Consider the following 18,690-nt stretch of genomic DNA (forward strand, 5'->3'; position numbering starts at 1 on the left):
GTTCATCATGCAGCTCCGCAAGGTCACCGCCGCCTCGGCCGCCGTGCTCGCCCTCGCCCTGTCCGCCACCGCGTGCGGCAGCGGCGACAAGGACGACAGCGGTTCCTCGGGCGGGGGCAAGATCAAGATCGGCATCAAGTTCGACCAGCCCGGCCTCGGCCTCAAGAAGCCGGACGGCACCTACGCCGGCTTCGACGTGGACGTGGCGACCTACGTGGCCAAGCAGCTCGGCTACGCCCCCGACAAGATCGAGTGGGTGGAGACCAAGAGCGCCGACCGCGAGAACGCCCTGGCACGCGGTGACGTGAAGTTCATCGCGGCCACCTACTCGATCACCGACGAGCGCAAGGCCAAGGTGGACTTCGCCGGCCCGTACCTGCTGGCCCACCAGGACCTGCTGGTCAAGACCGGCTCGGACATCGCCAAGGGCACGGACCTCAACGGCAAGAAGCTGTGTTCCGTGACCGGTTCGACCTCGGCGCAGAACGTGCAGAAGTCGATCGCCCCGAAGGCGCAGCTCAAGGAGCTGAGCTCCTACTCGGAGTGCATCGCCGGCCTCCAGAGCGGCGCCGTGGACGCGGTGACCACCGACGACTCGATCCTCGCCGGCTTCGCCTCCCAGGAGCAGTACAAGGGCAAGTTCAAGCTCGCGGGCCTGAAGCTGAGCAACGAGAACTACGGCGTCGGCGTCAAGAAGGGCGACACCGCGACCGTCGACAAGATCAACAAGGCGCTGGAGAAGATGGTCTCCGACGGGTCCTGGCAGAAGGCCGTCGAGGCCAACTTCGGCCCGGCCGACTACAAGAACGAGCCGGCCCCGAAGATCGGCGTCATCGTTCCGAACGCCTCGTAGTCACAGCCCAGCCAAGCGGGTTCCTGCGGCGCGCCGCCGTCCGTCGCGATCACGGCGGCGGCGCCCCCGCCCCACCGCATTCGCCACCCACCCGGAAGCGCGGGAGATCGTGTTCGACTTTCTTGAAGGTTACGACGTCCTAGGGGCGTTCTGGATGACGGTGAAGCTCACCGCCCTCTCCGCCGTGGGCTCGCTGGTCTGGGGCACCCTGCTGGCCGCGATGCGGGTCAGCCCGGTCCCCCTGCTGCGCGGCTTCGGCACCGTCTACGTCAACGTCGTCCGGAACATCCCCCTGACGGTGATCATCCTCTTCAGCTCGCTCGGCCTCGCCGACATCTTCGGTGCCACCATGGGCACCGGCGACTTCAAGGTCCAGGGCTTCCGGCTGGCCGTGCTCGGCCTGGTCGCCTACACGGCGGCCTTCGTCTGCGAGGCGGTGCGCTCCGGCATCAACACGGTGCCGATGGGGCAGGCGGAGGCCGCCCGGGCCATCGGTCTGAGCTTCAGCCAGACCCTCACCCTGGTGGTGCTCCCGCAGGCGTTCCGCGCGGTCATCGGACCGCTGGCCAACGTCCTGATCGCGCTGACCAAGAACACCACGGTCGCGGCCGCGATCGGGGTGGCCGAGGCCGCGTACCTGATGAAGACGATGATCGAGAACGAGGCGCAGACGCTGCTCATCGGCGCGATCTTCGCCTTCGGGTTCGTGGTCCTGACCCTGCCGACCGGTCTGCTGCTGGGCCGGCTGGGCAAGCGACTGGCGGTGAAGCGATGAGCTCGGTCCTCTACGACACCCCCGGCCCCCGCGCCAGGCGGCGCAACCTCCTCCTCACCGTGGTCTTCTCGGTCCTGTTCGCCCTCCTCCTGTGGTGGGCCTGGCAGAAGATGGACGAGAAGGGCCAGTTCACCTCCGCCCTCTGGAAGCCGTTCACCGAGTCCGAGGCCTGGACGACCTACCTGCTCCCCGGCCTCGCCAACACCCTGAAGGCCGCCGCGCTCGCGATGGTGATCGCCCTTCCGCTGGGCGCGGTCTTCGGCATCGCGCGGCTGTCCGACCACCGGTGGGTGCGGGGCGTGTCCGGCACGGTGGTGGAGTTCTTCCGGGCCATCCCGGTGCTGCTGCTGATGCTGTTCGCCAACGAGTTCTACTCCCGCTCCACGAACGTCGGCAGCGAGGACCGCCCCCTCTACGCGGTCGTCACCGGACTGGTGCTCTACAACGCGGCCGTCCTCGCCGAGGTCGTCCGGGCCGGCATCCTCTCGCTGCCCAAGGGGCAGACGGAGGCCGCGTACGCGATCGGTCTGCGCAAGGGCCAGACGATGAGCAGCATCCTGCTGCCGCAGGCGGTCACGGCGATGCTGCCGGCGATCGTCAGCCAGCTGGTGGTCATCGTGAAGGACACCGCACTCGGCGGTGTGATGATCGGTTTCACCGAACTGCTCAACTCGCGCGGCACGCTCGCCGCCAACTACGCCAACGTGATCCCGAGCTTCATCGTGGTCGCGGTCATGTTCATCGTGCTGAACTTCATCCTGACCAGTTTCGCGAGCTGGCTGGAGCGCCGGCTGCGGCGCAGCAAGCGCAGCACGGGCGCGGTGCTCGGCGTCGAGAAGGTCGACGAACTGAACGCGGCCGAGGTGGGCGGCGGCTTCGGTTCGGGAGCGTCCGCCTGACGTCGGGTCAACCCGCGTGACATCCCCGGAGGCAGCGGTCCAGCGACCGCTGCCTCCGGCGTTTTCCGCCGCGTCACCGCACCCGCGCGCCCGCCATGCTGACGTGTCCCCGGGTGCGCCGCTTGACCGGGTGGCGCCCAGTCTGTTGCATACGTTCTGTGATCGTGCACCCTGCTCCAACAATCTGTTCATCCATGTCCGCCGGGACTTGCGTACGGGCAGGGGGCGCCGCGCCGTGGATCCGGTGATCATCGTCGGAGCGGGGCCCGTCGGGCTCACGCTCGCCCTGGCGCTGGCCCGTCAGGAGGTGCCGTCCGTCGTCCTGGACGAGGGCCCGGGCAAGGACGAGTCCCGGCCGGCGCGCACGGTGGTGCTGCGCGAGGACACCGCCGCCCTGGTCACGCGCCTCAGCGGCGCCCCGCTGGACGATCTGGGCACCCGCTGGACCGGCTGGCGGTCCATGCGCCGCCGGCAGGTCATGCGCGAGGTGGTGTTCGACGAGGCCACCGAGCCGTCCCCGCTGCACATCGCCCAGCATGTGCTGACGAACGCCCTGCGCACCGCGATCGCCGACGAACCGCTCGTCAAGGTCGCCACCGACAGCCGCCTGGACGGCGTCGAGCAGGAACGCTCCGGGGTCACCGCGCACACCCGGGGCCCCAGGGGCACCTGGTGGCGCGGCAGTTACCTGGTGGGCTGCGACGGGCCCCGCTCGACCGTGCGCAAGCTCCTGGACATCCGTTTCCCGGGCCGCACTGCGGTGGAGCGGCACGCGGTCGCCGCGCTGCGCGCGGAACTTCCGTGGCCGGGTCAGGCGTTGCTCCATCGGACCCCGCCGTGGCGGACGTCCGGGCCCTCGGCCGGGGAGGTGACCGCCCGCCCCCTCCCGGACGGCGCCTGGCGCCTGGACTGGCTGCTGCCGCCCGGCAAGGACCTGGTGACGCCCGAGCTCCTGGTGTCCCGGATCCGCGAGACCCTCGCGGGCTGGACGGGCGGCACCACACCGCCGTACGACCTGCTGGACACCGGCGTCCACACCGTGCACCACCGGCTCGCCCGCCGGTGGCGGGTGGGCCGGGTGTTCGTCGCCGGCGACGCGGCGCACCTGCTCGGCGCACTCGGGACGCACGGGCTGGACGAGGGGCTGCGGGACGTCGACAACCTCGCCTGGAAACTGGCCCCCGCCTGGCACCACGGCCCCCACGAGGCGCTGCTGGACAGCTACCAGACCGAGCGGCGCGCGACGGTCGCGGCCCGGCTGCGCGCCGCCGACCAGGTGCTGCCGGTGCTGCGCGGCGGCGGCGGGCTGCGCGGGTTCGTACCGGGCACGTCCCGGGGCCAGGACGCCCTCCTCACGGACGGCCACCTGGGGCACGGCGCGCTCGGTGCGCCGGGGGCGTACGCCGACTCCCCGCTCGCACCACGGGAGCTGGAGCACGAGATCGCGGTCGACACCCCGCCGGGAGCACCGGTCACCGACGTCCGGGTCACGGCGGAGGACGGGACCTTCGTACCCCTGCGCTCGCGGCTGGGCCGCGGCGCGCTGCTGGTGGTCCTCGTCGCGCCCGGCACGGGTGTGTGGGACCGCAAGCACTGGATGTCCGCCGGGATCATGCCCCGGCTCGCGGCCGCCGTGACCGCGCTGCCGCACCCCGCCGAGCTGCTGGTCGCCGAGGCGTACCCGGGCGCCCCGGCGCACACCGTGCTGCTCGTGCGCCCCGACGGCCACCTGGTCACCGCCCTGAACGGGGTCCGGCCCGCCGATCTGTACACGGCCGCCGAGGCGACGCTGGGCGGCAAGGACAAGGCCGGGACGGAGCGGCCGGAGAGCGCGCCGCGGGCAGGGAGCCCGCGGAAGTCACCGGGGACGCAGAGCGCGCAGGGGACGCAGGGGACGCAGAGGGCTGAGCAGGCGGAAGCGGAGGCCCAGGCTCAGGCCGGCTCCACCGCACGGTGACCACGGTCCCGTGCGGCGGCCGTCCACCCATGTGACGCTGAGTTGACCGGCCTGCGCCCCGTCCACCATGTGACGCTGAGTTGACCGGCCTGCACCCCGCCCACCATGTGACGCTGAGTTGACCGGCCTGCACCCCGCCCACCATGTGACGCTGAGTTGACCGGCCTGCACCGACATGGTGTACTCCGCATCGTGAACGACACGACTGTGCGCCTGTGGCGGAAGGTCCATGTGGACCTCGTCCGCTATGCGGGCTGCGTGTGTCTTCCGTCCTGCTGATTTCGCATCTCTCCTCCTTCTGCGGGCGCCGTCTGCGCCCGGTTCTGCGAACCCTCATCAGGAACGGTGCACGTGTCTGCCTCCCTCTCCTCGTCCGTTTCCCCTGCTCCTTCCGCCTCCGCGCCCGGCGCCGCGCCCACCCAGGCGGACCTCCTCGACTTCGTCCGGCGCACGGCCGCCGACGCCGAGCTGATCGCCTCCCTCCCGCTCGACCCCGAGGGCCGTACCTGGATCCGGCTCGACGGTCCCGGCGGCAGCGAGGCCTGGCTGATCGGCTGGCCACCCGGCAGCGGCACCGGCTGGCACGACCACGCCGAATCGGTGGGCGCCTTCCTCACCGCGGCCGGTGAGCTCAAGGAGAACTCGCTAGCCACCCGGCTGCCCACCGACGGCTGGCAGACCCTGGAGCTCTCCGAGGGCGTCGACCGCGAGCGCCGGCTGCCCACAGGCAAGGGCCGCGCCTTCGGCCGCGACCACGTCCACGAGGTGCTCAACGAGTCCACCGAGCACCACGCGGTCTCCGTCCACGCCTACTTCCCGCCGCTGCCCAGGATCCGCCGCTACAGCCGCAGCGGCCAGGTGCTGCGCCTTGAGCAGGTCGAGCGCCCGGAGGACTGGCAGTGAGCGGGCCGGACCAGCCCGCGGGCATACCGGACCGACGGCCCGTGGGTATCGACGAGTTGCTGGAGCGGGTGCGGGCCGGCTACCGGCGCGTCGAGGCGCACGAGGCGCACGACGCGGCCCGGGCAGGCCAGGCCCTGCTGGTCGACATCCGATACGCGGCGCTGCGGGAGCGCGACGGGGTGATCCCGGGCGCCCTCGTCATCGAGCGCAACGAACTGGAGTGGCGACTGGACCCCCAGGGCAGCCACAAGACACCCGAGGCCACCGACCACGACCTCCGGGTCGTCGTGATCTGCAACGAGGGCTACGCCTCAAGCCTGGCCGCCGCCTCCCTGCACCAGCTGGGCCTGCACCGCGCGACGGACCTGGTGGGCGGCTTCCAGGCCTGGAAGGCAGCGGGCCTGCCTGTCACCTCCTGACGCCCCGCTTCCGACAAGGCACCCTCCGGCCTTCCAGCCGCAGTACACCGCCGCGCGGCCGGGTGTACTGCCGGTAGCGCTACCAGCAGTACACCCGGCCGCACTGCCGACGGTACTCCCGGCCCCGCCACCGGCAGTACGCCCGGCTCCGCCACCGGTGGTCCAGCCGGCCGCGCCACCCCAACGGCGCCATCGTCCGACTCGTCGACTGGACCACCCCCACCACCCACTGACCGACCGCCCTGCCCTCACCGACCGACCCTGGGCCGTTGGCCCTGGCCCCTGCTCTCGGCTCCTGGCCCTTGGCTCTCGGCCCTTGGCCCTTGGCCCTCGGCTCTCGGCTCTCGGCTCTCGGCTCTCGGCCGGACAGTCCCTAGTCCTTGGCCGTCGCCACGGTCACCGCCCGTATCCGCAGCGCGGCCCGGCCGGGCAGGGCCGCGGCCACCAGTGCGAGCAGCGCGGCGGTCGCGACCACGGTGACGTAGAGCAACGGCGTCACCGTCGGCGCGGCGCGGCGCGTCATGCCGACGCTGAACGCGGTCAGTACGGCGAGCGCGATACCGCTGCCGAGTGCCGTGGCCAGCGTCAGTACCGACAGCACCTCGGTGCGCAACATCCGCAGCACCTGTCGGCGGGTGGCGCCGGCCAGCCTGAGCAGCGCGAACTCGCGGACGCGGTCGGTGACCGACATGGCGAGCGTGTTGACCACGGCGATGGCGGTGAAAGCCAGCACCAGCCCCATGGCCAGGTAGTTGACCTCGGCGTTGTCCTGCTGCCGGTGGGCCTGGAGGGAGTCGGCGGCGGTCGGCGAGAGAATCTCGAGCCCCGGGAACTCACGGAGGGTAGTCGCGAGTTGTGCCTGTGTACGGGTCGTGCTGACGAGGACGGAGGAGGCGAGCGGGTTGTCCACGTGGTGTGCGACGAGGTCGTGGGCGAAGGTGAGGTCGCCGAAGCCGAGACCCCGGGCGTAGACGGCGGCGACGGTGAGCGTGGCGGGCGTGCCGTCGCCGAGGGTGAGTTCCAGAGTGCTGCCGGGCTTCAAGTGGTGCTGATCGGCCGCCAGTTCGCTGACCGCGACGGTGCGCTCGGTGAGCCGGCCGAGGGAGCCGGCGGTGATCTCGGGGTCCCAGGTGCGGGTGAGCCCTTCGGGGGTGACGCCTTGGGCCGCGTACTTGTCGAGCCCGACACGGACGGTCGTGCGGACCACTTCGGTGACCGCGTCGTCCCGCGTCCGCAACCTCCGCGCCGCCTCGGCCGGCACGCCCGGCCCCTGGGCGGCGACGACCCAGTCGGCGGTGACTCCGGCGCGGGTCTGGGCGCGAGCGGCGTCGGCGAGGGTCGACTGGACGAACAGCACGGTGCAGGTCATACCGATGAGCAGGGTGAGGGGGGTGACGACGGAGGCCATCCGGGCGGCGTTGCCGCGCAGGTTGGCGGTGGCGAGCCGGCCACCGTGGCCGGTGAGCCGCAGCGGGCCGGCCAGCAGCAGCGCGGCCGCCTTGACCAGCAGCGGCCCGAGCAGGGCGACGGAGGTGGCGAGGACCACGACGGCGAGGAAGGTGACGGGAGTCGAAGCGGGCTCGGTGCGCAGCGAGGTCAGCAGGACGACGAGGGTGGCGCCGCCGGCGAGCAGCAGCAGACCGGCGGCGATCCGTGCCGGGGCGAGCCGGGCGGGTTCCACCCGGGACTCGGCCAGTGCCTCGGTCGGCCGGATCCGGCTCATCCGGCGGGAGGCGATCCGGGCGGCCGCCCAGGCACCGGTCAGGGTCGCGGCGAGTGCGACGGCCGGGGGGAGGAAACCGGTGGCGTGCTGAAGCGTGGCGGGTACGGCGCCCAGGGCGACGAACCTGTTCTGAAGCCAGGCGCCCAGGGGCAGGCCGAGGAGTGCGCCCAGTGTGCCGGCGAGGGCGCCGACGATCAGCGCCTCCCGGCCCAGCAGCCGGCGGATCTGCCCCGGGGTGGCGGCGATGGCGCGCAGCAGGGCGAGTTCGCGGTGGCGTTGCTGGACGGTGAGCACGAAGGTGCCGACGACCACCAGGATCGCCACGAGCAGCGAGGTGCCACCCATGGCCCCGCCCATGCTGACCAGCCGGACCCGGGCGGCGGAAGCGTCCAGGAACTCCACGGGGCCGCGCGCGGCCCCGGTGGAGACCTGGGCGGTGGTGCCGTGCAGCGCCCGGGTCACGGCCTGCTTCAGCCGGTCGGGGTCGGTGCCGTGGACGGGCAGCACACCGAACGCGGTGACCTGCCCGGGGTGTGCGGCGAGCCTGCGGGCCTCGCCCGCTGAGAAGAAGAGGGAGGTCTGGTGGCGGACGTCCGTGGCCGGGGCGGCGATCCCGGTGATCCGGTAGGTGCGCGGGGCCCGCGTCGACTGCACGGTGAGCCGGTCGCCGGGCCGCAGACCGGCACGGGCGGCGAGGTAGCGGTCGACGACCAGGTCGCCGGCGGCCTTCGGGGCGACGCCGGTGACCAGCCGGTACGGGGTGAGCGCGGCGGACTCCCAGGCGTGCCCGTAGGCGGTACGGTCACCGGTGCCGGCCGGGGTCGACGGCTGTGCGAGGAAGGTCAGTTCGGGCACGACCCGGGCCACGCCGGGTGTGCGGGCGAGTCGGGCCGCCAGGTCCGCCGGCAGCCAGGCACGCTCGGCGATGGGCTTGGCCTTGTGTTTGACCTTGGTCTTGCCGTGCTTGTGCTTGACGGTCGTCCGGTGCACGTACTGGTCGGCGGAGACGATGACGGGGGCCGCCGCGTAGCGCTCGGTACGGATCGTGCCGCGCAGTCCGGTGTCGAGGAGGGTGCCGCAGGCCGAGATCAGCGCGGCCGCGCACAGCAGGGCGAGAAAGGCGCCGAGGAACGCGGCCTTGCGGGCGTGGACGGTCTTGAGGGCGTAGCGCAGCATCATGGCGTACACCGTCGTTCACCCGGGCCCCCTCGGGCACTGCGGTGGTCCGGCGTCTTGACGGGGGGTTAACCCCACCTCGGTCCGCCACCGGGACCGCCCACCAGCACAGTTGACGGTGCGTCAGCGCTTCAGAGGTCCCCGTCCGTCAGGAACTCCGTGTCCTCGCCCTCCTCCTCCAGCGCCTGTCGGACCACCCTGAGAGCCATGCCCTCGGAGTACCCCTTGCGGGCGAGCATGCCGGCGAGGCGGCGGATGCGTTTGTCGCGGTCGAGTGCCCGGGTGGAGCGGAGTTTGCGGGCGACGAGTTCACGGGCCGTCTCCTCCTCCTGCTCGGAGTCGAGCCGGCCGACGGCGTCGTCGATCAGCGTCGAGTCGACGCCCTTGGTGCGCAGTTCCCTGGCGAGTGCCCGCCGGGCCAGCCCCCGACCGTGGTGCCGGGACTCGACCCAGGCGTCGGCGAACGCGCTGTCGTTGACCAGTCCGACCTCCTCGAACCGTGACAGCACCTCCTCGGCGACCTCGTCCGGGATCTCCCGCTTGCGCAGGGCGTCCGCGAGCTGCTTCCGGGTGCGCGGGGTCCCGGTGAGCAAGCGCAGACAGATCGCCCGCGCCCGCTCAGCCGGGTCCGCTGGAGGCTCCCCCTGCTCGGCCCTCGACAAGGAGGAGGAGCCCCCGTCCTCACCGGACGGGTCCCCGAAGCCTCGCCTGCGGCGTGCTCCGGGCCTGCGCGGGTCACGGCCGGGTGACCCATGACCGCGGTGCCCGCCCGAACCGTCGTACGTGTCTTCCTCGTATGAGCCGTCACTCCCCCGAGCCTGGTCGCCACCCCCGGCGGAGCCCGAGTCGCCCCAGGTGCCCCTCCCCCGTGGGGCACCTGGGGACGTGTACTCGTGGTCGGCCCAGTCGGTTCGTCGTGTCACGGCGTCAGCTCTTGGCGGTGGCGGCCTTGGGCTTGGTGGCCTTGGCGGCCGCCGGGGCGGGCACCGTCTTCGCCGCGTCGTCCGTGACCGCGGTGGTGACCGCCGCGTCCGCGCCCGGCTCGGCGGCGGGCTCCTCCGGGCGGACGCCGACGCCCAGCTTCTCCTTGATCTTCTTCTCGATCTCGTTGGCCAGGTCGGGGTTGTCCTTGAGGAAGTTGCGGGCGTTCTCCTTGCCCTGGCCGAGCTGGTCGCCCTCGTACGTGTACCAGGCGCCGGCCTTGCGGACGAACCCGTGCTCCACGCCCATGTCGATCAGGCCGCCCTCGCGGCTGATGCCCTGGCCGTAGAGGATGTCGAACTCGGCCTGCTTGAAGGGCGGCGCGACCTTGTTCTTGACGACCTTCACGCGGGTGCGGTTGCCGACCGCCTCGGTGCCGTCCTTGAGGGTCTCGATGCGGCGGATGTCGATACGCACCGAGGCGTAGAACTTCAGCGCACGGCCACCGGTCGTGGTCTCCGGGGAGCCGAACATCACGCCGATCTTCTCGCGGAGCTGGTTGATGAAGATCGCGGTGGTCTTGGACTGGTTGAGCGCGCTGGTGATCTTCCGCAGCGCCTGGCTCATCAGCCGGGCCTGCAAACCCACGTGGCTGTCGCCCATCTCGCCCTCGATCTCCGCGCGCGGGACGAGCGCGGCGACGGAGTCGATGACGATGAGGTCGAGGGCGCCGGAGCGGACCAGCATGTCCACGATCTCCAGGGCCTGCTCGCCGTTGTCGGGCTGGGAGAGGATCAGGTTGTCGATGTCGACGCCGAGCTTCTTGGCGTACTCGGGGTCAAGGGCGTGCTCCGCGTCCACGAACGCGACCTGGCCGCCGTTCTTCTGGGCGTTGGCCACGGCGTGCAGGGTCAGGGTCGTCTTACCGGAGGACTCCGGTCCGTAGATCTCCACGACACGCCCACGCGGCAGGCCGCCGACACCGAGGGCGACGTCGAGCGCGGTCGAGCCGGTCGAGATGACCTCGATGGGCTCGTTGGCCCGCTCGCCCATGCGCATGACAGCGCCCTTGCCGAACTGCCGTTCAATCTGTGCGAGTGCGGCGTCGAGCGCCTTCTCGCGGTCGGTTCCTGCCATGGGTTCCACCCGGTTTGCTTGAGTCGATCGCTTCACGTCAAAGACGCTAACGCCTGCCACTGACAATGCGCCCCGACGCCGGTCCGGCCTGTGGATAACTAGGGGACATCTCCACCGAAACCATGTCGAACTGCCGCTGGAAACCCCATCGGAAGCCTCGCCGGAACATCCATAAGAATGGATGTTCGATTTTCATGTCAAGCGCACCACGCGGCACTTCCCTACTTCCCCGCACGGCGCCCACCCACCCCGCACGGCGGCCCTCGATCGGGTCACGGGGGTGACCGAAGCGGGTGCGGAGACCGCGCCGCACCGCCCGCGATCCGCACTGTCCGGCGAAGGGGTCACCCGATCGTGAGTTTCCGCATGACCGGGCCCGCCGGGCCGCGATGCTCGAAGAGGCGGCCGGTGAGCGGCGCCGCCCCTGTGTGCCATGAGTGGGAGAGCGCATGACACGTGAGACGGGACGACGTGGACTGGACGAACAGGCCGTACTGCTGGCGGCAGGGCTGGCCGATCTGGCGGTGAGCACCCTGGGCACCGCCTTCGGGACGGTACGGGGGCTGTTGCGCCGCTCGGACGCCGGCACGCTGGCGGCGGAGGCCGAGCACGACCTCGCCGCGCGGGGCCGGCTGGCCCTGGACCGGTACACCACCGTGCCCCCGGCCCATCTGGAGGTCCTGGCCCGGCACGCCCTCGCCCGGCGGACCGCCGACGATGACTGACCGCTGGGATCCGGGCGCCTTCAAGCACCGCGTCGACGCCGTGCTGCGCCGGTTCGTCGCCGAGGAGGCCGACCTGTTCGCGGCGGTCGACCCGCTGCTCGGCCCGGTGGCCGAGCAGCTGGAGGCGGCCGTGGCGGACGGCAAACGGCTGCGGGCGGCGTTCTGCTACTGGGGCTGGCGCGCGGCGGGCCAGCCGGACAGCGACGCGCTGGTGCGGGCGGCGGCCTCCATGGAACTCGTGCACGCCGCCGCCGTCGTGCACGACGACCTCATCGACGACAGCCCGCTGCGGCACGGGCGCCCCACGGCACACCTCGCCCTGCGTGCCGCCCTGCGGGACCACCCGGATGCGGACGGCACCGCGCGGTGGCTGGCGATGCTGGTGGGCGACCTGCTGATGTCACTGGCCGGACAGTCGTTCGCGACCTGCGGTCTGCCGGCCGCGTACCTGGCCCGGGCCCGTCCCCTGTGGTCGGTGCTGGCGCGGGAGCTGATCGCGGGCGAGTGCCTGGAGATCCTGCGCACCGGCGCCGGTCCGGACACCGAGGCCTCGCTGAAGGTCATCCGCTACAAGACCGCCAAGTACACCGTCGAGCAGCCCCTGCTGATCGGCGGCGTGCTGGCGGGGGCCGGTGAGCGGCTGCGCGAGGGGTACTCCGCGTACGGGCTGCCGCTGGGCGAGGCGTTCCAGCTCCGCGACGACCTGCTGGGTCTGTTCGGAGCACCGGAGCACACCGGCAAGGCCAACGCCGACGACGTGCGCGGCCGACGGCCCACGGCCCTGCTCGCGGAGACCTGGCGGCTGGCCCGCGCCGCCGACCGGGAGCGGCTGGCCACCCTGCTCGGCAGCGGTGACCTGGACGCGGACGGTCTGGACGCGGTCCGCGAGGTGATGTGCCGGCTAGGAGCACCCGACCGGATCGAGGCCATGATCGGCGTGCGCGTCACGGAGGCGCTCGACGCCCTCCGCGCACTGGCCGTACCGGCCCCCGCCACCGCCGCCCTGACCGCGCTGGCCCACTCGGCCACGGTCCGCCTGTCCTGACACCCGCCCGCCGCGGCCTCCGAAGGCACCCTGCGACGACCGCGACGACCGCGCCCGTCGACTAGTGACCAGCGCTCAACGACCTGCGGCCTGCGGCCTGCGACTGCAACTGCGACCTGCGACCTGCGACCTGCGAAGACAAGGAGCCCCTGCCGTGATGCACACCGAGGCCTCGATGGACGCCCTGCGGGACGCCGGTGACGAACTCGCCGACGCCACGGTCGCCACGCTCTTCGAGCGCGGGGAGGTGGGCACGTTCAACACGCTGATGCGCCACGTCTCCACGGCGGGCGCCCCGCTGCCGGACGGACTGCCCGACGTCGCGCGGGAGTACCTGGAGGCCACCCGGGTGCCGCCGGCCTGGGTGGACTGGGGCGAGATGGAGAAGGCCCGGCTGTTCTTCATCGACAACAACGTGCACATCTCGACCGCGCTGTCCTTCGCCTCCATGCCCGCCTGCTACGTCGTGCCGCGGGTGGCGAAGCTGCTGTCGGCCACGCACGGGCTGAGCTACCCCTCCAAGCGCATGGCGGAGACCGGCCAGTTCACCGTCTACCTGATGCGGCCCGACGCCTTCGAGGCGGGCAGCCGCTTCATCCCCGCCGCCCAGAAGGTACGCCTGCTGCACGCCTCCATCCGGCATCACCTCAGGCGGGAGGAGCGCTGGGACACCGCGGCGCTCGGCACGCCGATCTGCCAGGAGGACATGATCGGCGGCCAGATGTTCTTCTCGCTGCTGGTTCTGGACAGCCTGCACCGGCTCGGCGTCCACCTGTCCACGGAGGGCGCGGAGGCGTACTACTACGCGTGGCGGGTGGTAGGCGCCATGCTCGGCGTCGACCAGGACGCGGTCCCCGGGACGCTCGACGAGGCACGCGCCTTCCTGGACCTGTACATGGTCAGGTACATGGGCCCCTCGGAGGAGGGCGCGCACCTCACCCGGCAGCTCATCGACCTCTACGAGGAGGTCGTCCCCGGCACCTTCTTCGACCCGGTCGTCTCGGCCCTGATCCGCCACCTGGTCGGCGACACCTGCGCGGACTGGCTCGAGGTGCCGCGGACCCCGTGGGACACCGTCGTCAAGGCCGTACCGCACCTCCTCGGGGTCCTGGAGACCATCGAGGACCGCTCCCCGCTGGGCGCCTGGGCCCTGGACCGCCTCGGCCACCTCACCACCGTCCTCGAGCTGTCCTCCCTGACCCGTGGCCGCGTCATGCACTACGCCATCCCCGAGCACCTCAGGAAGGACTACGGCGTCTCCGGCACGGTGCCCCGCACCCGGCGGTGGACCCCACCGCCCGCCACAGTCTCCTGACCGCTCCCGCTCCCTGCCTCCCGCCCCCGGCTCCCCCTGCTCCCTGCTCTCCGCTCCCGCGGGCGTACGGCGGGTGTCTCCGGCGGGACGACGCCCGAGCGGCCGGCTCCCGGGAGGCTGGGCCCATGCCCTCAACGTGCGGACGCCGACCTGATGCGGGTGTCACCGGGCGGGCGGCTGTCAGGACGGGCTCTCCTCGGGTTCCTCGGCCGGCCGCTGCCATATCAGGCGTCGCGCGCGCGTGAGCAGGCCCGGGCCGCCGGGGCCGCGGCGGCGGTGCCCGTGCACCCGGGGGTCGTCCGTGACGTCGTACCGCTTCACATAGGCCCCCAGGAACGCCTGGAGGGTGGCGACCGCCGGGATGGCGATCAGCGCGCCGACGGCGCCGAGGAGTGCGGTGCCCGCGATGACCGAACCGAAGGCGACCGCCGGGTGGATGTCGACGGACTTGGAGGTCAGCTTGGGCTGGAGCATATAGTTCTCGAACTGCTGGTAGATCACGACGAACACCAGCACCCACACCGCGTACAGGGGGTTGACGGTGAACGCGATCAGCATCGGCAGCGCGCCCGCGAGGTAGGTGCCGATGGTCGGGATGAACTGCGAGACCAGGCCCACCCAGACCCCCAGGACGGGCGCGTAGGGCACGCCGAGGGCCTCCAGCAGGATGTAGTGGGCGATGCCGGAGATCAGCGCCATCACACCGCGCGAGTAGAGGTAGCCGCCGGTCTTGTCGACGGCGATCTCCCAGGCCCGCAGCACCTCGGCCTGGCGGGCGGGCGGCAGGACGGAGCACAGGGTGCGGCGCAGCCGGGGGCCGTCGGCGGCGAAGTAGAAGGCGAACAGCCCGATCGTCAGCAGCTGGAACAGACCGCCGAGGACCTGCCCGGACACGTCGAGGACACCGGCCGCGCTGTTCTGCGCGTACTTCCGCAGCCAGTCGGAGTGCAGCAGCCCCTCCTGGACGTCGACCCGTCGCACATGGGTGTGGAACGTCTCGTTGACCCAGTTGATGACCGAGTCCAGGTAGTCCGGGAAGCCCTCGACCATCTTGATGATCTGACCGGCCAGCATCGAGCCGAGCAGGGTGACGAACCCCGCGACGGCGATCGCGAGGCCGAGGAAGACCAGGAAGGTCGCGAAGCCGCGGCGCATGCCCCGGGAGGCCATCCAGCTCACCGCGGGCTCGATGGCGAGCGCCAGGAAGAACGCGATGAGGATGTTGATCAGCAGTCCGGTGAGCTGGTGGAAGGCCCAGCTGCCCAGTTGGAAGGAGGCGATGAGGGCGAGCGCCAGCACCATGGCGCGCGGCAGCCAGCGCGGCATGCGGGCGCCCGTCGGCGCGGCGCCGGCGGCCGGGGATGCGGCGGGCGGCGTCGTGTCGAGCGGGGGTGTGTCCTGGGCGGTGCGCCCTTCGTCGTCAGTGGGTGCCACGGTGCAAGTCTCGCCCACGCCACCGACAACGCGTGGCCCGTATCCGATCTCCGTGCACGGTCAGCGCCTCTCCCCCGGAACGTTCATGACGGTGCAGACCACGCGCCACACGTCCTTGGCCTCCCAGCCGGAGTCCAGCGCCTCGTGCACCGTGCGTCCGCCGAGCTCCGTCATCACATGATCGCGCGCGAAGGTGTCGGCGTACCCGGAACCGAAGTGCTCCGCCATCCGCTGCCAGAAGACCGTCAACCGCATGACACCAGTATCCCGCCCCTGAGAGTGGGCCCTGCCCGGGAGCGCTTGCCGAGACCGCTTTCCGCCCTACGGTCTTTCGCATGGCCGAAACCGGAGCTTCCCCACTCCCCCCCGCGCCCCCGGCGCGCTCCCCTCTGCTCCGCGCCGAGCAGTTCGTCTGGCTCACCGCGCGCGTGCTGGAGCAGCGCCTCTTCTCGTACCACTTCCTCAACGGCGGACCCGATCCGGTGGAGACGGCGCTGGACGCGTACCGCAACGAGGATGGCGGGTACGGCCACGCGCTGGAGCCCGATCTGCGCGGACCCGCGAGCCAGCCCCTGCACACGGCGCACGCGCTGCGGGTCCTGGACGCGGTCGGACGCTGTGGCGGACAGCGGGTGGAGCGCGTGTGCCGCTACCTGACGTCCGTCTCCACGGCGGACGGCGCGCTGCCCGCGGTCCACCCGAGCCAGCGCGGCTACCCGGCGGCGCCGTTCGTCCCGATCGTCGACGACCCGCCCAGTGACCTCCTCGCCACCGGTCCGGTGGTCGGCCTGCTGCACCGCAACGAGGTGTGGCACGCCTGGCTGTTCCGGGCGACCGACTTCTGCTGGGAGGCCGTGGAGTCCCTGGAGAAGTCGCATCCCTACGAGGTCGAGGCCGCGGTCGCCTTCCTGGACGCGGTGCCCGACCGCTCGCGCGCGGAGGCCGCCGCCGACCGGCTGGGCCGCCTGGTGCGCGAGCAGCGGCTGGCCGCGCTGGACCCGGGCCGCCTCGGCGCGTACCCGGTCGCGCCCGGCTACGCGCCGGGCGAGCACCACTTTCCGCACGACTTCGCGAAGTCCCCGCGGTCGCTCGCGCGCGGGTGGTTCACCGACGAGGAGATGGCCCGGTCGCTGGACTTCCTGGCGGCCGAGCAGGCGGCGGACGGCGGCTGGCCGATCCGGTGGCGGCAGTGGGCACCGGCCGCCGCCCTGGAGGCCCGCCCGATGGTGACGATCGAAGCCCTGCGCACGCTGGAGGCGTACGGCCGCCACACGGGGTGACGGACGTCTCGCTCCACAGGGTGACGGACGTCTCGCCCCACAGGGTGACGGACGTCTCGCCCACGGGGTGCCGGACGCTCACCCCGTCACGGCGCGCAGCCCCGCCGTGACCACCACGGCGACGCCCACGACGACCAGGAAAGGCGCGCGCAGCAGCAGCGCCACGGCGGCCGCCCCGAGCCCTGCGGCGCGGGCGTCCAGCACGAGCGCGTGCCCGTCGGCGAAGGTCTGCTGGGCCGTGAGGGCGGCGAGCAGGGCCACCGGGAGCAGCGCGGCCAGCCGGCGGACCACCGGGCGCTCCAGGACGCCCGCGGGCACCAGGAGTCCGGCGAGTTTGACGACGTAGCAGCCGACGGCGGTCGCGCCGATCGCGATCCAGAAGTTCACCGGGTCTCCTCGGGTGCGTCGTCGCGGGTACGACCGGACCTGCGGCCGGAGACGAACAGGGCGGCCGGCGCCGCGAGCGCGGCCACCAGGACCGGTACCCCGGCGGGCAGCACGGGCAGCAGGCCGAGCCCGAGCAGTACCGCGACGGCGGCCACCGCGCGGTCGGTGGTGGTCTTCAGCATGGGAGCGAGCAACGCCAGGAAGACGGCGGGTCCGGCCGCGTCCAGGCCCCAGGCGTCGGTGTTCCCGACGGCCTTGGCACCGAGCGCGCCGAGCAGGGTGGTGAGGTTCCACAGCACGTACAGGCTGAGCCCGGTGACCGTGAACCCGATCCGGGCGGCGCGCCGCGTCGGCTGGGCGAGGGTCACCGCGGTGGTCTCGTCGATCACCCACTGGGCGGCGAACGGACGCACCGCGCGCGGGAGTGCCAGCACCTGGGACAGCCGCAGCCCGTAGAACGCGTTGCGCACCCCGAGGAAGAAGGCCCCGGCCGCCGCGGTGAGCGGGTTGCCGCCGGCCGCGAGCGCGCCGACCAGGGCGAACTGGGAGGCGCCGGTGAACACCAGGAGGCTGAGCGCGCAGGTCTGGAGCAGGCCGAGCCCGCTGCCGGCCGAGGTCACCCCGAAGGCGAACCCGGACAGTCCTACGGCGACGCCCACCCCGAGGGCGTCGCGGACGACGGCGGAGTCCGCCTTCGGGCCGCCGTCGCCGCGTATGTCTGCGAGTGCTGTCTGATGTGCCACACCCGGAACGCTAGGGCCGCCCCGGCCGCGCGTCTTGTACGTTCTTGCGCTCGCGCTGGTAGGCGCCCGGCGGGACACCGACGATCCGGGCGAAGTGGCGGTTGAGGTGCGGCTGGTCGGTGAAGCCGACGGCGACGGCCGCGTCGGCGGGGGCCGTGCCCGCGTCGAGGAGCAGCCGGGCCCGGCGCACCCGGGCGTCGGTCAGCCACGTGTGCGGGGGCATGCCGTAGGCGTCGCGGAACGCCCGCAGCAGCGCGAAGGGGCTGGTGCCGAGGTCCGCGGCGAGCCGCTCCAGGGTCGGCGGCCCGGCCATCCGGTCCTCCAGCACGGCACGCGCGCGGGCGGCGAGCCGGGCACCGGCGGTGCGGACCTGCCGCTGCGGCAGCGGGCCGCCGTTCAGGCGCAGCAGCCGGGTCACCGCGACGCGCAGCAGGGTGTCGGCGGCGAGCGCGTTGCCGTCGTCGGCGGCACGCAGCACCCGGTGCACCAGGGCGACGGCGTACGGGTCGTCGAGCACCGGGCTGACGAAGCCGGGGGTGCCCCGGATCGCGGTGGTCTCGGCGGCGATCGCGGCCACCAGCTCGGGTGCCGGGTAGACCGCCCCGTACCGCCAGCCCTCGGGCACCCCGGCCCGGCCGGTGTGCGCGGTGTCGGGGTTGACGAGCGCGAGCGCCCCGGCTCCGACGGTGACGTCCGCGCCCCGGTGCCGGAAGACCTCGACCCCGTCCGCGATCCCGGCGATCACGAAGTGCTCGTGGGTGTGCCGGACGAACGTCTTGCGGACGTACCGGGCCCGGAGCAGATCGACGTCGGGCAGCGCCTCGTACCGCCAGTGCCGAGCCCGCTCGTCCGATCCGCTCATACGCCCATTGTCAGCCGCCCCACACCCACCCTCGCCCCACCCACCCCGACTCCACCCACCCTTGCCCCGCCCCGCCCGCCCCCGCCCGCCGTGACGTGCTCCGTCCGTCCCGGTCCCGCCCCCCACTCACCATGAC

Annotated in this window: 19 protein-coding genes; 11 read left to right on the forward strand and 8 right to left on the reverse strand. The window is 72.5% G+C overall.

Annotated features, from left to right (window positions below; genetic code table 11):
• The first annotated feature begins 7 nt into the window (after window positions 1–7).
• The 7 genes from AAW13_RS12100 to AAW13_RS12125 all read left to right on the forward strand — a co-directional run bounded on the left by AAW13_RS12100 (window position 8) and on the right by AAW13_RS12125 (window position 5,806).
• The gene (locus AAW13_RS12100; RefSeq protein ID WP_046733751.1) at window positions 8–853 is read left to right on the forward strand and encodes a glutamate ABC transporter substrate-binding protein; all 846 of its coding nucleotides are present in this window, start codon (window positions 8–10) and stop codon (window positions 851–853) included.
• 109 nt (window positions 854–962) lie between these two features.
• Window positions 963–1,628 carry an amino acid ABC transporter permease gene (locus AAW13_RS12105; RefSeq protein WP_046733750.1) on the forward strand — a complete coding sequence of 222 codons (666 nt, stop codon included), beginning with the start codon at window positions 963–965 and terminating at the stop codon, window positions 1,626–1,628.
• Window positions 1,625–2,527, forward strand: coding sequence for an amino acid ABC transporter permease (locus AAW13_RS12110; RefSeq protein WP_046733749.1), 903 nt, complete (start codon window positions 1,625–1,627; stop codon window positions 2,525–2,527). The genes AAW13_RS12105 and AAW13_RS12110 overlap by 4 nt, the downstream gene beginning before the upstream one ends.
• A gap of 235 nt (window positions 2,528–2,762) precedes the next feature.
• The gene (locus AAW13_RS12115) at window positions 2,763–4,484 is read left to right on the forward strand and encodes an FAD-dependent monooxygenase (RefSeq protein WP_079178785.1); all 1,722 of its coding nucleotides are present in this window, start codon (window positions 2,763–2,765) and stop codon (window positions 4,482–4,484) included.
• Window positions 4,485–4,691: 207 nt separating this feature from the next.
• Window positions 4,692–4,763, forward strand: coding sequence for a putative leader peptide (locus AAW13_RS47595; protein WP_311737274.1), 72 nt, complete (start codon window positions 4,692–4,694; stop codon window positions 4,761–4,763).
• Between the two features lie 72 nt (window positions 4,764–4,835).
• Window positions 4,836–5,387 carry a cupin domain-containing protein gene (locus AAW13_RS12120; protein WP_046733748.1) on the forward strand — a complete coding sequence of 184 codons (552 nt, stop codon included), beginning with the start codon at window positions 4,836–4,838 and terminating at the stop codon, window positions 5,385–5,387.
• Window positions 5,384–5,806, forward strand: coding sequence for a rhodanese-like domain-containing protein (locus AAW13_RS12125; protein ID WP_046733747.1), 423 nt, complete (start codon window positions 5,384–5,386; stop codon window positions 5,804–5,806). The genes AAW13_RS12120 and AAW13_RS12125 overlap by 4 nt, the downstream gene beginning before the upstream one ends.
• A gap of 373 nt (window positions 5,807–6,179) precedes the next feature.
• Here the strand turns inward: AAW13_RS12125 and AAW13_RS12130 are convergent, their stop codons facing one another.
• The 3 genes from AAW13_RS12130 to recA form a co-directional block, all read right to left on the reverse strand.
• Window positions 6,180–8,708 (reverse strand): ABC transporter permease, encoded by a 2,529-nt coding sequence (locus AAW13_RS12130; protein ID WP_046733746.1) that lies wholly within the window; start codon window positions 8,706–8,708, stop codon window positions 6,180–6,182.
• A 128-nt stretch (window positions 8,709–8,836) separates the two neighbouring features.
• Complete coding sequence (gene recX / locus AAW13_RS12135) at window positions 8,837–9,628, reverse strand: recombination regulator RecX (RefSeq protein ID WP_063777108.1); 792 nt, start codon at window positions 9,626–9,628, stop codon at window positions 8,837–8,839.
• Window positions 9,629–9,632: 4 nt separating this feature from the next.
• Window positions 9,633–10,763: a recombinase RecA gene (recA, locus tag AAW13_RS12140; RefSeq protein ID WP_046733744.1), complete on the reverse strand. Its 1,131-nt coding sequence runs from the start codon at window positions 10,761–10,763 to the stop codon at window positions 9,633–9,635.
• A gap of 449 nt (window positions 10,764–11,212) precedes the next feature.
• On the opposite strand from recA, the gene AAW13_RS12145 reads away from it, so the two are divergent.
• The 3 genes from AAW13_RS12145 (at window position 11,213) to AAW13_RS12155 (ending at window position 13,848) form a co-directional block, all read left to right on the forward strand.
• Window positions 11,213–11,488, forward strand: a complete 276-nt coding sequence (locus AAW13_RS12145) for a hypothetical protein (RefSeq protein WP_046733743.1) — start codon at window positions 11,213–11,215, stop codon at window positions 11,486–11,488.
• A complete protein-coding gene (locus AAW13_RS12150) occupies window positions 11,481–12,533 on the forward strand; it encodes a polyprenyl synthetase family protein (RefSeq protein ID WP_046733742.1) in 1,053 nt (350 codons plus the stop codon). The genes AAW13_RS12145 and AAW13_RS12150 overlap by 8 nt, the downstream gene beginning before the upstream one ends.
• Window positions 12,534–12,687: 154 nt before the next feature.
• Window positions 12,688–13,848 (forward strand): oxygenase MpaB family protein, encoded by a 1,161-nt coding sequence (locus AAW13_RS12155; protein WP_046733741.1) that lies wholly within the window; start codon window positions 12,688–12,690, stop codon window positions 13,846–13,848.
• A 180-nt stretch (window positions 13,849–14,028) separates the two neighbouring features.
• Here the strand turns inward: AAW13_RS12155 and AAW13_RS12160 are convergent, their stop codons facing one another.
• Together AAW13_RS12160 and AAW13_RS12165 are read right to left on the reverse strand one after the other, a co-directional pair.
• Window positions 14,029–15,282 (reverse strand): AI-2E family transporter, encoded by a 1,254-nt coding sequence (locus tag AAW13_RS12160; RefSeq protein ID WP_079178787.1) that lies wholly within the window; start codon window positions 15,280–15,282, stop codon window positions 14,029–14,031.
• Window positions 15,283–15,342: 60 nt separating this feature from the next.
• Complete coding sequence (locus AAW13_RS12165) at window positions 15,343–15,537, reverse strand: DUF3046 domain-containing protein (RefSeq protein ID WP_046733740.1); 195 nt, start codon at window positions 15,535–15,537, stop codon at window positions 15,343–15,345.
• Window positions 15,538–15,617: 80 nt separating this feature from the next.
• On the opposite strand from AAW13_RS12165, the gene AAW13_RS12170 reads away from it, so the two are divergent.
• Entirely contained in the window at window positions 15,618–16,562 is a 945-nt protein-coding gene (locus AAW13_RS12170) for a hypothetical protein (protein WP_046733739.1), read from the forward strand.
• 78 nt (window positions 16,563–16,640) lie between these two features.
• Here the strand turns inward: AAW13_RS12170 and AAW13_RS12175 are convergent, their stop codons facing one another.
• The 3 genes from AAW13_RS12175 to AAW13_RS12185 are packed head-to-tail and all read right to left on the reverse strand — an operon-like array spanning window position 16,641 to window position 18,554.
• A complete protein-coding gene (locus AAW13_RS12175; RefSeq protein WP_046733738.1) occupies window positions 16,641–16,949 on the reverse strand; it encodes an AzlD domain-containing protein in 309 nt (102 codons plus the stop codon).
• The gene (locus AAW13_RS12180; RefSeq protein ID WP_046733737.1) at window positions 16,946–17,692 is read right to left on the reverse strand and encodes an AzlC family ABC transporter permease; all 747 of its coding nucleotides are present in this window, start codon (window positions 17,690–17,692) and stop codon (window positions 16,946–16,948) included. The genes AAW13_RS12175 and AAW13_RS12180 overlap by 4 nt, the downstream gene beginning before the upstream one ends.
• A 10-nt stretch (window positions 17,693–17,702) precedes the next feature.
• On the reverse strand, window positions 17,703–18,554 hold the full coding sequence (locus AAW13_RS12185; protein WP_046733736.1) for a helix-turn-helix transcriptional regulator: 852 nt from the start codon (window positions 18,552–18,554) through the stop codon (window positions 17,703–17,705).
• Between the last annotated feature and the right edge of the window lie 136 nt (window positions 18,555–18,690).

Origin of the sequence: Streptomyces humi (assembly GCF_001005085.2) — a bacterium.
GTDB lineage: Bacteria > Actinomycetota > Actinomycetes > Streptomycetales > Streptomycetaceae > Streptomyces > Streptomyces humi.